The following is a 14,437-nucleotide window of genomic DNA, read 5'->3' on the forward strand; positions in this document are numbered from 1 at the left end:
CGGGTAGCGCTATACGCTGCGCCCAACGCTGTGTCGCCGCGGCCACGATGCTGCCGTGGGAATCCAACGGACTGTTCTATTCAGCGTTGCAACGCGACGTCCTCCGTAGGGTCTTCTTCCGGCCCTGCCGTCCCCAGGCTGTGTAGGTGCAACCTCGCCAAGGCCAAACTTATCCGGAAGGCGGTTCGGCGCGGCGTCGGTTGCCTGTCATTTTGTCGTGGCGCTCTGTGCTCGGGCGCCGTGTTGGTGGGGGTAGTTCAGGTTTGGGTGGGGTCTTCGAGGGGGTCTTTGATTTTGGTCTGGACTTGTTGGGGGTTGATGTTGTTGAGCCAGTCGCCTAGGCCGGCGGCCATGGTGAGGGGGTCGATGTCGAAGAGTCTGCCGATGTAGTACATGTCGCGTACGGCGTACTTGATTTGGCCGTCTTGGCGCTTGCTCACTTGGCTTTTTGATAGGCCGAGGTACCGGCCGAGCTGTTCGTAGGTGATCTCGGCGCGAACTCGTCCGTGTTCGACGGCCTCGATGAACCGTAGTTCCAGGTCGGTCACCGCTTCGCGCCCCGACTGCTTTGACACCCTCTCCATGTCGGTCATGGTAGCGGCTGCAGGGCGCCTGATGGCTCCGTGGTGGAAGGCGCCCCTCCTCTGTTGCGTTGAAGTCGACTGAGTTGCTCTGAGGGAAACGAGAGCGATATGGTGGCGCTATGAGTGACGGAGACTTCGGCGGTTCGTCCCAAGCCACCAAGCGCGGTTGTGCACCCGCCCACTCCTGGCGTTGGTTTTTGATCCGGGCTGCCAAGCATGTGCCGAAGGGCGGCAGGAGCACACCTCAGTGGAAGACGCTCGGTGCCTCCTTTTTCGCGATCCTCCAAGCCGTTGGACAGGCCGCCAACGAGGACGGCACCAACGCCTTCCTCGGTGTTGAGACGCTCATGGCCGTGGGCCGATGTAGTAAGGACACCGTTCAGAAGGTGCTGGTGGCGGCAGAGGCCATGGGTCTGCTTCGGAAGACGGCAAATGCTTGTGGCGGACGCCACCCCAAACCCGCGACTTACGCCTGCACTTTCCCTCTCGGGGCGGACGCCGCCACGGGGAAGGGTCTTGACTGGGAACTCGCACTTTCCGTGTTGTCGAGCTCCGAGTACGACCGTCGGCTCCGGCACAAGCGCGCCAAGGCCGCAGAGCATCACGTGACGCCCCCTGTACAAGCGGAAAATGACGGCCAGCAGGAGTCACGTGACGCTGCCTGGGAGGATTCGGCCCGCTTTCAGACGGAGTCACGTGACGAAACCAAAGGGCATCACGTGACGACTCAGACGGCGTCACGTGACGCCCCTACCAGGTTTCACCAGGGTCTTCACCATGAGAGGGCTGATGTTGTTCAACAACCTCAGGTAGATGACCGAGCTCCAGCCGAAGAGTCGGGCAGCCAGAGGCGCCGGGGTGGTGATACTCGCTCTTCCGCCGGCCTGTATGAGCGTCACCTTGCGAGTTGCGACCGCTGTTGTCGAGAGATCTGGTGCCCGGAAGGATCTCGCCTACGGCGGTATCTCACGCAAGAACAGACGCGTAAGCGGGCTCGTCACCTTTATGGCAGGGAGACGCCGTGATCCCTTCAGTGACGAAGTTGGCATCAGGAGGTCGGGTAGACCGGTCGCCTCTGCCGTCGGGCTGGTGCATCGGAGATTTTTTTGGGGGCACTGCACTGTGCGGCGTTGGGCGCGGTGAACGTCGTACCTCAAGCCGGTCCACGGCAGCATCAAGCCTTATGATGCGCGTCTCGTGGCCTGCGGTGGCGCGGCCTCGGTGACTGGTCACGGCTGCCTACCGAGGCGGTGAAACGCTTTCTGTCTCGCGAGCCGTCTCGTGACTGGTGACCGGTGAGGCTCGTTGCCTTGAGAGGGACCCGCTTGAGTGGTGCCTGACGGTGAGTCCGTGTTCGTTGTGGAACGGCCATCGTTCTGCCTGGTTGGTGACTGGCTCATCGCCACCGGCCTATCGGTCGTCCGATGGCTGTCGGCGGACAGTGACAGGCATTGCCACTTTCGGCGCTGGCCGCCACGGACTGGAGCGGGTTTCGATGGTTGGGAGATGTGGTGGCATTGGCGCTTCGGATTGAGACCGATGGTGCGACGGCTGTCTTGCCGTGGCCGGACGAACGTGACGGGCGACGCATGGTCGTCCGAGATGCGGTCGGTGGGGTGACGGATCGTGCGGTCTACCATCGTCGGGCGCACTTGCACGTTCACGGGAGCGGTCAGCCTGACGGACTGCTTCTGAACGTGACGGGGTGGGTGTTGGCCTCTCACTGGCGAGGAGTGGAGATCCCCTACGGTCTGTTCGGGCCGGTAGTGGTGACCGGGCCGGACCTTGCTGCTCTTGATGACGATATGGCCGTCGGGGTACTTGCGGTGTGTGCCGCGGTGGAAGGCGTCCGTCAGGAGTGGGTGACGCGGCCGCCGGTGGGGGAGACCCAGGCACGCGCGGAGCTGCTGGCCGCTGCGCGGCACTCGGTCACAGCCCCGGCTTGACGATGCGCGTGGCGCCTGCACGCAACGTGGGGCCTGCCGTCGGCAGGCCCCACGCGTTCTTTCGGGCGAAGTTCAGCCGCAGGTGACGTGCTGTGTGACGGGAGGGTTCTCGGAGAGCACTCGGTTGATGGTGTCCTCGGTGCGGTCGTCCAGCGAAATGTCGTAGGTGCGTGCCATCTGCTGGAGGCGGCCCACGGTCTTGCGGACCGCGCTCGTGTTGCCCGCGGTCCACTCGATGTGCAGCAGGTCCCGGTAGAGGACTTCTGAGGTTTCCTCGATGTCCAGGGCGTGCAGGACGGTTCGGCGGGCGGCGTCCAGGTCTGGGGAGTCGCCGTCGGCGTGCCAGCGGGCAAGGGTGTGGGCGGTGTCGGTGATCCTGGACAGCATTTCCTGGATCACGGGGTCGGCCCAGGGTACGGTTCGGCCGTCGAAGGGCTTGCCCCGCACCATGGCCAAGGCTGCTTCCAGGTCTGCGATACCGGTCGTCGGTCCCGCCGCCAGTCCGCGCGAGGCCAGAACCTTGAACTGTTCCCAGTCGGAGGTGACGCACCGGTGGAAGGCGTAGCCGGCTCCGGTCTTGGGGCGGGGCAGCAGTGGGTGGCCGTCCTTCGTGTGTCCCAGGACGCCGCGCAGCTCCGCGATCCGCGAGTGCAATGAGCGGGTACTCCATGGGGTGACGGGGTCCATGGCCTGGCACAGGTATTCGGCGCTGCGTCCGGGACGTAGGTGGATGAGTGCGGCGATGGCGGTGGTGCGTGGGCCGTGGGAGGCGCGTACTCCGCCGCTGATCCGCAGCGGCCCGAGCATTTCGATACGCACCTCGGCTTCGCCGTTCACCTCGCTGAGCGTTCGCTGCTCGGCCGGCGGGCTGTCGGAGCTCTGCGACGGCACGCTCGCGCGGTCTTCCACGGGTGCGCCCTGACCGCCCGCGATGCCGGCGTCGGCTGCCGGTGCGGAGTCCGGGGCGGGTGGTAGGGGCACTGCAGGAGCGAGGCCAGCGAGGAGCGCGGGAAACGGGTTACCGGGGTCCTGGGCGTCCTCACTGGTGACTCTGACCGTGAGGGGCTGTGCGCTCGCGGCGGGTTGTTCGTGGCTCTCCGCGAACCCCCACGCACCCGTGGCCGGGGCGGGCTCCTGCGCTGAGACCTGCAAGGCGTGAACGTACTGCCGATACTGCTCGTCGGTGACCCGCTGCAGCCTCACGGGAAGGTCGAGCAGTTCCAGGCGCGCTTCTTGGTCGCGGGTGGTGTCGAGGACCTCGGCGTAGGGGAAGGCGTGCCGGGTCGCTTCCGTGGCGGGGAGGACGACGGCGGTGGTCAGGTTTCGTGCGGCCGCGAGGGCGTCGGCGAGTTGGGCGACGTGTTCGGTGTCGTACTCACCGGCCCCGATCAGCAGCCAGGGGAGAACCTGCTCGCCGCTTTGGTGTGCTTCCAAGAGGAGCTCTCCGAGGTCGGCGGCGACCGCCGGGAGGTGGGGCATGCTGCGGATCCGGCCTTGAGGCAGGAGCTTGGCCAGGCGGGTGCCCAGCCCGGTGGTCAGGATTTCGCTGTAGTCGGTCCAGCCGCAGGTGCCCAGCTCCAGCGCGAGGGCGCGGGCGACTTCGAGGACTTCGTCCGGGGCGCCGTCCAAGAGGAGGACGCGGCAGGTTGTCAGATCGGCCAGGAGGAGACCTTCGTCGGTGGCGCCGAGGGTGACCAGCCCGGGGTACGGGGTCTGGACGTCTTTGAGATCCTGGACTGCCGGAAGCACTGCGAGGGGATCAAGGGCCCATGTTCGCGGGTGCGCGCTGGCAGAGAAAGGGATGATCGGGTCGGCAGGCTCGTCCAACAGGAGCGTGATCCCGCCCGCGTCGAGCTGGGCGCCGCGCAAGGCGGGCAGGTCGCGGCCGTCGGCTGTGGCGTGGTGGGCCAGAGTGCGCAGGACCTGGTCGAGGAGCTCGATGCCCTGCGGCTCGGCCACCGCCGCGAGGATCTGTTCCAGGTTGGTGGGGTCGTTGTCCTGGGCGATGGTTTCACCGGCGCGCCGCTGACGCTGCTGGAGGATCCGCCTGATCCCCAGCGCTCCGGCAAGGGACGCGGCCAGCAGGGTTCCCATACCGGCGACCAGCGCCCAGTTGATGCTGCTCTGGGCCTTGGGGGTGGCCGTTATCGGCGCGGCGGAGGCGCTCGGGGCCGCGGGCGCCGGAGTCGCCTGCTTCGGGAGGTGGCCAGGTGGTGTCGTGGTGGTTGCCTTGGACGGCGCAGATTGCGGAGTGTTGTTCCCGGTCCCGGTCCCGGACCCGGCTGCGGGGGTGGGGGTGGGGGTGGGGGAGGGCTGGGGGGCGGGTGCCGAGGTTGTAGGGGGCGCGGCAGGAGGGGTCGCCGGCTGGGGGAGGGTACCCAGGTCGGGTCGGGAGACGTCCGGCGTCGGCGTGAGGGATCCGGGTGTCTGGCCGGCGTTGTCTGCTGGGGGCAGCGTGAGGTGCTGCCCGGGGTAGATGAGATCAGGATCGGTGAACGAGTCCCCGTCGGGAAGCGGTTCGCCCTGATTCAGGGCGAAGATCTCTTGGTAGGCGTCAAGGTGCCCGAGTTGCTCGGCGGCGACCGATGAGAGGTTGTCACCCTCCCGCACCGTGTACGTCGCCGGCTGACCGATCCCGGCTGTGTGACCACCCTCGGCGCGGTTCCCTCCCGCCTCGGCGGGCGGCGTGGCGCCGGCGGGGAGATGAAGGACCCATCCGGGCCGGATCGGCTGCTCCGGGTCGAAAAGGGTTCCATCGGCCACGGCCCGGCCCTCGTTGGCGGCGGCGATATCCATCCACCGCTCACCGTCACCCAAAGTCCGTTCAGCGATCGACCACAGACTTTCGGCCGGCCGTACATCGCGCACGGTGTAGGTGACAGCGTCGGCACTGTGGTCGGTGGCTGGCACATGGACGGTTGTGCTGGTGCCCGGGGCGGCCGCTGCGCCGACGCTCACCGGTGACACGGGCGCCGGTGAGGCGGAAGCGGGGACGGCGAGGGCGGTCCCGGCGGGCAGCGCCAGGAGCACGGCACCGACCAGGGCGGCGGCGGCCCGCTGCCCCACCAGCCCCCTGAGGTGCGGGGCCGCCCGGCCGCGAAGCTGGGCCGGAATCTCCACCAGAACCGCGCACGCGAACAGCGCCCACCCCGCCCACCCGGCGACGGCCAAAGCCAGCAGGAACACCTGGCCCGAGTCGTCGGTGGACAACAGGTGTGAGAGCGCGGCAACACCTGGGGGTCCGACTTGGGCGGTCGCCCACCACAGCAGGATGGGAAGGCCGGCCAAGAGGGCGGCGAGGACGGTCAGGGAAAGCAGGCCGCGCACCAGGGCGGCCGCCGTGTGGGCGCCCCCGCGCCGTGGGCGGGGCCGCGGGGTGCGGTCGGGGGTGGGCTGGCTCATGGGCGGGTCCTTCGTGCGTGTGAAGGGCTATTGGGGTTGGGTGACGCCGTGGAGGAGGCGGGCGGTGCCATGGCCGGAGACGTTCATCGACCCGATTCCGACGATCGCGAGGAACTTGGTGTTGTACGTGTCGCGGACGGTCACGGTGAGGCGGGTTCCGTCCCCGGACAGTGCGGTGGTGCCCTGGGTGCCGGCGCGGGCGAGGTATGCCTGCGTGGCGGCTTGGGCGGCCGCGGGGTCGGCGCGGACCTGGCCGCCGGTGATGGCGGTGGCCGGGTCGATGGCCTGTCCGGCGGCGCGGGCGGCCTCCATCGCGACGGCGTCGGCGCGTTCGGTGGCGCGGAGCTTCCCGCTGCCGTCGATGGCCAGGCCGATGATGCCGAGCAGGGCCACGGTGACGATCGCGGTGTAGATCGCGATTCCGCCCTTGTCACCGCGCCCGCGGCTGCGATCTGATCCCGATTCCGACCGCGGCTCGGGATCGGTTTCCGGTGTCGTTTCCGGTGCTTGTGCTGGTGGGGGCATGTCCTTATCCCTCCCGGGAGCGGTAGGCGTCGACGACGGAAGTGAAGCGGCTGGTCAGCTTCTTGGATCCGGGGATGCCGGGGAGCAGAAGGTCGGCCATGGTCACGGTGCAGGAGATCGTCACGGTGACGGTGCCGACTTCTCCGAGGGGCACGGCCAGGCCTGTCGTGTCGACGCTGGTACTGGACGACCCGCACCGGATTCCCTGGTCGTCAAGGGAGCGGGCGGCCGCGGCGGCGGCTTCGGCCTGGGCGCCGGATCGGGTGCGGGAGATCGATGCGGCGCGAGCCGCGTCCTCGGCCGCCGCGTCGATCTTCGCGCCGGAGGTGACGATCCGCCCGCCGGCAATGGCCATGCACAGCAACATCAGCAGCAGGGGGATGACGATCGCGGCTGCGATGGTCTCGCTGCCCCGGTCCTCCCGCCAACGGTCTGTCCAACGACTGCTCAGGGGCTTGTTCTTGGTCATGGCGCCGTGGTCCACCGTTCGCGTGGGGCTCCGGCGGACTGGGAGATGCTAAGCCCTGAGAGGCCGGGGATCAGTGAGGGGGCGGTGCCGGTGACGGTCACCCGGACCTCGGTGGCGCTGCTGCCGGAGGTGCTCACCGTGCTCTGGTTGAGGCTGTCGCCGGCGATGCGGCCCAGGGTCTCGCGGGCGCGTGCCGCGCCTGCGTCCTCGGGGGCCTGGTAGACGCGGGCGGCGGCCACGCCTTCACGGGCGGCGGTGAGCGCGATGTTGCGGGCGAAGTACCACATGGCGGCCTGTACGACCGCGACGGTCACCAGGATGACGAACGGGAAGACGATCGCCATCTGAATGGACGCCTCCCCGCGGTCCCCGCGGCGTCGGCCGATCTCGGTCGACGCCCTCGTGGCTCCGGCATCGGCTGCAGGCTCGGGGCCTGCCGTGTCCGGCACCGCGTCTCCCTTCTGTTGTCTGCGTGCTGTCGTGCTGCTCGGGCAAGTCAGATGCCGGAGAGCTTGCCGTTGTACTTCGTGATGACGATGCCGATGGTTCCCGCGATGGCGAGGGCGCCGGCGACGGCGGCCACCCAGATGATGATGGTGGTGATCGAGATGTCTCCCCGGTCCTGGGAGCTGCGCTCCTTGATGGCCTCCCAGTGGGACTTCACGGCAAGCGACAGGCGCAGTGCGAGCTTGTTCATCAGGTTTCTCCCTTGCTGCGTGGGTCAGGTGTTGATCATGCGGAGGACGCCGGGGAACGCGATGAGGAGCATGACCAGCACGGCCATGAGCGCGCCTGGGGCGGTCATCTTCTCCGAGTTGGCGTTGGCGTCGGCGGCCTGTGCGGCGAGGAGTTCGGTGCGCAGGTTCCGTGCGCGGGAGCGGAGGGTGGAGTAGACGGAGGCGCCGTCGTCGGCGGACTGCCGCATGATCGCGGCGAGGTCGTCCAGGACGGGCAGGTCCAGTTCGGCGGTGAGGCGGGCCAGGGACTGCCAGTGGGCGACCTTGTCCACCCGGGACTGGGCCAGTGCGCCCCGGATCCGGTGGAAGGCCCAGCCTTCGCCGACTTGGGCGGCTTGTTCCATGGCCTGTTCGGCGGAGACGTTCCCGGCCCGGCGTAGGGCGACGAGGTCGAGGTAGGCGGCCATGGCGTGCGCGAACTCCGCCCGCGCCCGCTTCGCCTTGTCCCTGAGCGCCAGGTCGGGGGCGAACCACAGGACGACGGCGGCCAGCATTCCGACGATCGCCGGGAGGTACAGCGGCAGGCCCAGTAGCAGGAGCGGGATCGTGGAAAGGGGCGGCAGCAGCAGCCCCGCACCTGCCAACGCGACCTTCGTCAGCAGGAACCGGCCCGGGGTGGTACCGGTGAGGGCGAGATCCTTGTGGGGGATCCGCACGAAGGGCACGTCTGCGAGGCGTTCGACCAGCCATTGCCCCCACCGCTCATCGCGGTCGGCGCCCGCATCACCGGCAGCGGCGGCTGCGGGTGGGGGTGCGGGCTGGTTCAGGCGGCGCAACGCCGGCCCCAGCGCGGGCGCGGGCCGCAGGACCTCGCGGATCAGCAGGGCGGCGCCGCCTCCGATGGCGGCCCCGGACAAGATCGCGGCAACGGGAGTCATGCCGTCACCTCCACGATGTCGGCGCCGGCCCCGGTCTCTGTCACATCTGCGGGCGGGGTCGGCGTGATGGCGCTGCGCGGGTCCGCGACGAGGAAGCGGGGGACCGGCTTGCTGTCGGCGATCTGCCGCATCAGCGCGAGAACCGCGACGAAACCCGCCAACAGAACGGCCAGGACGAGTTGCCCGAGCGTGGTGCCGTAGGGGGCGGTGTAGGAGGGGACGAGGAACCCGGCGCCGATGACACCGAGGGTGATGATGGTCATCCACCGCATCGTCGTACGGGGCTTGGCCCGGTCTGCTTCGATGGCGCGCCTGCGGGCGACTTCCTCGTGCACCGACTCGGCGAGATCATCCAATGCCTGGGCGAGACCGGGGCCGCGGTCGGCTGCCGACAGTACGAGCGCGGCCACGACCTTGTCGGCCGTCACGTCATCGAGGGCGTCCCCGAACAGCCGCAGTGCGTCGGTGGGCCGCCATCCGACCTGGAGTCGGTCGACGAGGTCGGCGACCTCGCCGGCGATGTTCTCGGGGCAGCCCTTGCGGGAAATCTGCAATGCCTCGTCCAGCCCTCGCCCGAGCCGGAGCACGTTGGCCAGGCGCTGCGTCCAGTCGCCGAGCGCCTCGAGTTTCCCGATTCGTGCGGTGGCCGACTTCGTCGGCGCCAGTAGCCACGGCACCCCGATCACCGCCAGGAACACCATGGCACCGGCCACGAACATGCCCGTGACCAGCCACAACAGGACCCCGGCCACGGCGCCGAAGGCCAATCGGGTGCGGCGGGCCATCTGCTCGTCCCGGCCGGCCAGGGCCCGTCCAGCCCGCACCCGTGCCGCGATACCCGGCCCCTTGGGGGCGTTCGTGCCCGCGATCCCGGCGACCAGTCCCACCAGGCCGCCCGTGAGGGCAAGGCCGGCCAAGACCCACATCAGCAGTACGGTCACAGTGCGCCCTCCTTGACGAGCAGCGGCAGCGCGGCGCCCCAGGCGCCGCTCGGCTGTGAGAGCAGCGAGGCGTCGAATCCGGTCCGGCGCAGGTCGTTGATGCAGCGCGGCAGCATGAGCGGCACCGCCCGGTGCTCGTCCCACTCCGGTCGCGGCCCGAAAATCTGATTCGTTTCCGGGCGGCCGCCCTCGCCGATCCCGGTGATCTCCAGGACGTGGGAGACGAACCGGTGCCGGTGCCCGCCGATCTTCGTCTCGTCGATCTGGGCGACGAAGACGATGAAGTCAAGGCCGTTGGCGGCTTGTCGGTAGGCGAGGGCCTCGCTCATGTTGGCCTGCGCCAGCAGGTATAGCTCGGCGATCCGGTCGAAGACGACGGAGGGATGGATGGCGTGCAGGGTGCACAGGTTGCCGCCCGCGCCGTTCGTCATCGCCTGGAGCATCGCCACGATCTCCGGGCCGCGGACCTCGCCGACCACGATCCGCGTCAGCGTCATGCGCAACGCCCGATACATGAGGTCCATGAGGGTGATCTCGCCGGCGGCTTGGCCTGCGACCATCTCGCCGTTGGACTCGCGGGCTTCCATCGGGACGACTTGGCGGTGGTAGCCGTTCTCGTGGGCGAACAGCTCGTACTCGGTTTCGAGGGTGGCGAACCGCTCGTCGGGGTCGATTTCCCGCAGCAGCGCGCGCAGCAGCGTGGTCTTGCCCGCGGCCTGACCGCCGACGACCATGATGTTTTTCTCCGCCCGGACGCACGCGCGCAGGAACTGCTCCAGGGTGGTGTCGAGCATGCCGCGGCTCACGAGTTCGGGCAGGTCCGCGTGGCGCATGCTGTGCCGGCGGATCGTGACGTACGTGCCCGGGGTGACGTCGATGACCGCCTGGAGGCGTGAGCCGTCGGCCAGCCGCAGCGCGAGGAACGGGTCGGCTGTCGAGAGGCTCCGCTCCGCCTGGCCGGTGGTACGCCGCGCCAGATCACGCAAAAGCTCGCGCAGCTCCTCGTCGGAGTCGGCGACCGGCGCCACCTTCATGCGGCGCCCGTCGGTGAAGTCCAGCCACACGTCGGCGTACCCGTTGATGAAGATGTTCTCCACCAGGACGTTGTCCAGGTGCTGTTGGAGACGGCCAGCCCGGAACTGCAGGTCGAACACGGCCTGGGCGATCGCGGCGTCCTCCGACGCGCTCGTGGCCCGACCACGCTTGACGGCCTCGGCGTCCGACCACACCGCGACCTGCTCGTTGATCAGATGACGGCCCTGCTGCTCTTGAGCTGCCGAAGTCAGGCCCGGGCGGGCCCGCAACAGGTCGGTCAGCCGCTCCCCGACCTCCTTCTTGATCAGGCGCACCGCCGCGTAGTCCACGACGGGCACAGGCGCCGCCGCAGCGGCGGCTACCGGCAGGCCGGGAATCGCGGCGCGGGGGTCCATCGGACCCGTCCCGCCAGGCGTGCCCGGCGCGGGGACGGAAGGCATGGCACGCGGGCCGGCCAGACGGGCCTGCAACGAGGTGGCGGTGACCTGGGGATCGCTGTGCAGGGGGTTAGCGCGCACCGCTCACCACCCGTGCTTGCCCGCCACCGGACGGGGGCGGGGCGAGACGGGAGCGGCGGATCGCCACCAGCTCCTGCACCCGCACCGCGGCCGACCGCGCCGACCGCATCAGCTCCGCGGACTCGAACCGGCGGGGCTGTTCCGCCCCATCCGACAACACGGCCGCTTCTTTCGGCCGCCACGGCAAGACGGCCGTGACCGTGATGCCGAGATGCTTGCGAACCTCCTCCTTGGAAAACGGGCCCTCGTCCACCAGCAGCATGCCCAGCTCCGCGCTGCCATCGAGCTGCTCTCGTAGACCGGCCAGGCGCACCTGGGCACTCTGCAATCCACGCAGTGTGTTCCGCGCGACCAGCAATACCGCATCGGCCCGCTGGGCCAGCACCGCGGAAGCCCCGAACGCACCACGCCGGCCCAAGTCCACCAGGACGTCGTGGCCGTGCTCCTCGATCCCCGCGAACAGGACCGACAGCGGCCGCCACACCGGCTCCATCGCGGACGCGTGCACGGGGTCGTAGAGACCAGGAAGAATCAGGCGGTCCCGCGTCCCCGCGTCGGTCACGTCCACCAGCTGACGCCAAAACGCCTCACCCAACTGGCCCTGACGGGCCGCGACTGCCAGGTTCCGCAAGCCCCGGGAGTTGTCCAGCGTGCCCTGCAAGGCGCCCGGCAGGATCGCACCACCGTCGGGGTCGGCCTCGGCCAGCACCACCCGATGCCCTTCCACCATGGGCCAGGTCATCAGCAGCGCCATCGCGGTCGTGGTCACCCCCGGTGCGCCGAGTCCGCCCGCCAGCGCGATGACGGCCATCAGCTTCCCTCCTGCGGCGCCAGGATCAGCGCGACGGCGCCGGTCGCAACCCGGGCGGCCAGCGTCGGCCCATTCGCCGCGGGCACCGCCACATCCACCACCACAACCCCCGTCGCCGGCGCCGCCACACCCACCGCGACCACAGTCGCCGCCAGCGTCTTCGGCGCACCAGCCGGCTCACCCGGCTTCCCCGCGCTCGCTCCCGCCTGAGCAGGGTCCGGCGTCGAGACGATCAGCACCTTCTGACCAGGTGCCAGACGGCTCGCCGGTAGCTGCGACGGCTTGAGCGCCACACCCACCAGCTGCTCACCCGCCTTGACCAGTGACACGGACGTGACCTGTCCCGGCGACAGCAGCGAACCCGCCTTCAACGCCACCGCGGCCCGCTGCCCGACCATGCCCGGCTTCTTCGCCACCGGCACGGCCTTGACCGCCGGATCCAGCGCCAGCGACACGGGGGCCAGATCGGCCTCGGTGATCGCCGCGCCCACGGGCACATCCCGAGCCACTACCAGCACAGCCGAACGCTGACCGGACGCAGTGAACAACAGCGCCCCAGACAGGCCTCCTGCCGCGATCAGCGCGACGGACAAGGCGATCAATCCCGGGCGGCGGCGCCGCTGGCGCACGACCCGGGGCGTAGCCGCCGGACTATCGCCCGGGCCGCCGGGCCCGGGAACGGTGATGCGGCCCGGCGCGGGCGGGGTGGTGGTGCTCACGTGCTGTGCCTCCAGAACGAACAGAAAGGAACGAGCGGGGGAAGATGATGCGGGCTGCGAACGGGGCCCTACTGGCCGACGACCTGGAGCTCTCCGACCGACACCGTGAACGGTGTCTGGCGGACCTCGGTCAGCCGGCCGCTCTGTCCGCCGCCGGTCACCGCCCAGTTCACCGTCCACGTGGCGGTCGCTGTCCCCTGATACCGGGCGCCGGACTGGCCGGCCGACGTCGCGCTGTAGCGATGACCACAGTCCGGTGAAGGCGCCATCCCGCGGGCTGGTGTGTACGGAGTCCCCGGACCGGAGCAGGTCACGGTCGTTCCGTCACCCATATTCCAGGCAACCGAAGAGACTGTGGCCGTGGCTGTCACGGTGATGCCACCTGCGGACGCCGATGCCGTGTTCGGCCCCCACGTCGTCGGGCTCTGACTCACCCACATCCACATCGGCACCCCGACCGTGTACCGGCCCGCAGCCGTCGGACTGGCGATCGCCGGCCCCGCCAAAAGCATGCTGTCGACGGCTCGCCGCGCGAGGATGGCAGGGTCGACCGCAGCGGTTGGAGGGGTAGCCGACCACTGTGTGGTGGTGATGATGTAGCCGTCCGCGGACTGCGTTGACACGCACTCTTTGCGGTAGACCGCACCGTCTCCCGGCTGATGCCCCTCCCACGCCGCGTTCCCTGCAGGAGGCTGAGGGTCCAGGGGACTCAGGCTGCAGATGAACAGCGGCGGGCGACCGTCGCCGTTACTAGTGCTGTCGCCGCCCTTGCTTCCCTCGCCATGGCTCGTGGGACCGTAGCCATCGTGGCCTGACGCTTCCGCACAGACGCTCACCCAGCCGGACGCGCCTTCACACACACCCCCGTCGGCGTGGACCGAAGCAGCAGAAGCCAAGGCGATTGCAGCCGGCACCAGGGAAAGTGGTAGCAGGAGTCGTCTCAGCATTTTTGATCGCCACGCCGTACGAACTTGGTCAGCACCCACTGCCCGCCTTGGAGTTCGGCGTCGAATTCGGTGATGTAGCGCATGGGCTGTTGAGTGGGGAACGGCTTCACCTGATCGGTCGCACGATCGATGAGTTTCCACGTCGACAGATCGAAACAGTCAGAGATCTTGGCCGTCGGGGGCTGGCCAGTCAGGTTCAGTGATGTCACCTCGGCGCGGTGCCCGGGAGTGCCCTTCATCGCGGTACCGGCGCGCTGCATGTTCGCGATGTCCGTCAGCGTTTGGTTCAACGCATCCTTCGATGCGTAGTTCACGAGCTTTGTATTCTTCTCAGACCCTGCCTCATATGCCTTGACGGACTCGGACCAGAAGGAGTCGAAGGTGGCGAGGATCTTGGCCCTCTCGGCTGCTTGTGGGTCGGCGGATGAGGACCGGGAGGCCGGGGGGCTAGGTCGGGGCGCCTGCTCGGGGACCTTGTGATCCTTGGTGCAGCCAGCCGTGAGGACCGCGGCGGCGGCGGTGACGGCGGCCGCCCCGACTAGCCGGCGGTGCGCGGTGCGGGTGTGGTGCAGTCGTGCCGTTGTCACGAGAAACCCCCGGTGGTCACTGGTCGGGCGGGTGCGGTACCGCTTCCCCTGAGCCGCGTAATCGCTGATGCAACGGCACTGGGCGCTGTCGCCCTGCGTTATGCGGGGCACCATACGATGTCAACGTCCGGAGTTTCATGCGGTTCTTGGGGTGTAGGAGATCGAACGTTTTTGCCTCGTGTGTCAGCCAGTTGAGGGCCGGCAGGGCGTTGAAGTGCGGTTCTTCATATCGCAGGTCTTCCATGCCGGGGGCGGAGGTGAAGCGCCTGGGCGTTTTGGCTGGAACTTTTCCTAGTGGCTTGTTCTTTGCTAGTGGCAATGCTTTCGTCCATTCCTTG

12 protein-coding genes are annotated in these 14,437 nt (G+C 68.9%); all 12 read right to left on the reverse strand.

Annotated features, from left to right (window positions below; genetic code table 11):
* Nucleotides 1-257: 257 nt before the first annotated feature.
* Nucleotides 258-593, reverse strand: a complete 336-nt coding sequence (locus ACV7NM_RS33095) for a hypothetical protein (RefSeq protein ID WP_463413753.1) — start codon at nt 591-593, stop codon at nt 258-260.
* Between the two features lie 2,009 nt (nt 594-2,602).
* Nucleotides 2,603-5,932: a LysM peptidoglycan-binding domain-containing protein gene (locus tag ACV7NM_RS33100; protein ID WP_463413754.1), complete on the reverse strand. Its 3,330-nt coding sequence runs from the start codon at nt 5,930-5,932 to the stop codon at nt 2,603-2,605.
* Between the two features lie 27 nt (nt 5,933-5,959).
* Nucleotides 5,960-6,457: a pilus assembly protein TadG-related protein gene (locus ACV7NM_RS33105; RefSeq protein ID WP_463413755.1), complete on the reverse strand. Its 498-nt coding sequence runs from the start codon at nt 6,455-6,457 to the stop codon at nt 5,960-5,962.
* 4 nt (nt 6,458-6,461) lie between these two features.
* Nucleotides 6,462-6,926: a TadE/TadG family type IV pilus assembly protein gene (locus ACV7NM_RS33110; protein WP_463413756.1), complete on the reverse strand. Its 465-nt coding sequence runs from the start codon at nt 6,924-6,926 to the stop codon at nt 6,462-6,464.
* On the reverse strand, nt 6,923-7,312 hold the full coding sequence (locus ACV7NM_RS33115) for a TadE/TadG family type IV pilus assembly protein (protein ID WP_463414151.1): 390 nt from the start codon (nt 7,310-7,312) through the stop codon (nt 6,923-6,925). Before ACV7NM_RS33115 ends, ACV7NM_RS33110 begins: the two co-directional genes overlap by 4 nt.
* A 110-nt stretch (nt 7,313-7,422) precedes the next feature.
* Nucleotides 7,423-7,623 (reverse strand): hypothetical protein, encoded by a 201-nt coding sequence (locus tag ACV7NM_RS33120; protein ID WP_463413757.1) that lies wholly within the window; start codon nt 7,621-7,623, stop codon nt 7,423-7,425.
* Between the two features lie 24 nt (nt 7,624-7,647).
* Nucleotides 7,648-8,541: a type II secretion system F family protein gene (locus ACV7NM_RS33125; protein WP_463413758.1), complete on the reverse strand. Its 894-nt coding sequence runs from the start codon at nt 8,539-8,541 to the stop codon at nt 7,648-7,650.
* The gene (locus ACV7NM_RS33130) at nt 8,538-9,467 is read right to left on the reverse strand and encodes a type II secretion system F family protein (protein ID WP_463414152.1); all 930 of its coding nucleotides are present in this window, start codon (nt 9,465-9,467) and stop codon (nt 8,538-8,540) included. The genes ACV7NM_RS33125 and ACV7NM_RS33130 overlap by 4 nt, the downstream gene beginning before the upstream one ends.
* 11 nt (nt 9,468-9,478) lie before the next feature.
* Nucleotides 9,479-11,035 (reverse strand): CpaF family protein, encoded by a 1,557-nt coding sequence (locus tag ACV7NM_RS33135; RefSeq protein ID WP_463413759.1) that lies wholly within the window; start codon nt 11,033-11,035, stop codon nt 9,479-9,481.
* Nucleotides 11,025-11,846: a hypothetical protein gene (locus ACV7NM_RS33140; RefSeq protein ID WP_463413760.1), complete on the reverse strand. Its 822-nt coding sequence runs from the start codon at nt 11,844-11,846 to the stop codon at nt 11,025-11,027. The genes ACV7NM_RS33135 and ACV7NM_RS33140 overlap by 11 nt, the downstream gene beginning before the upstream one ends.
* On the reverse strand, nt 11,846-12,565 hold the full coding sequence (locus tag ACV7NM_RS33145) for an SAF domain-containing protein (RefSeq protein ID WP_463413761.1): 720 nt from the start codon (nt 12,563-12,565) through the stop codon (nt 11,846-11,848). The genes ACV7NM_RS33140 and ACV7NM_RS33145 overlap by 1 nt, the downstream gene beginning before the upstream one ends.
* A gap of 940 nt (nt 12,566-13,505) precedes the next feature.
* On the reverse strand, nt 13,506-13,826 hold the full coding sequence (locus ACV7NM_RS33150) for a hypothetical protein (RefSeq protein ID WP_463413762.1): 321 nt from the start codon (nt 13,824-13,826) through the stop codon (nt 13,506-13,508).
* Nucleotides 13,827-14,437 lie beyond the last annotated feature (611 nt).

It is taken from the genome of Streptomyces sp. Tek67B01, from assembly GCF_055231995.1.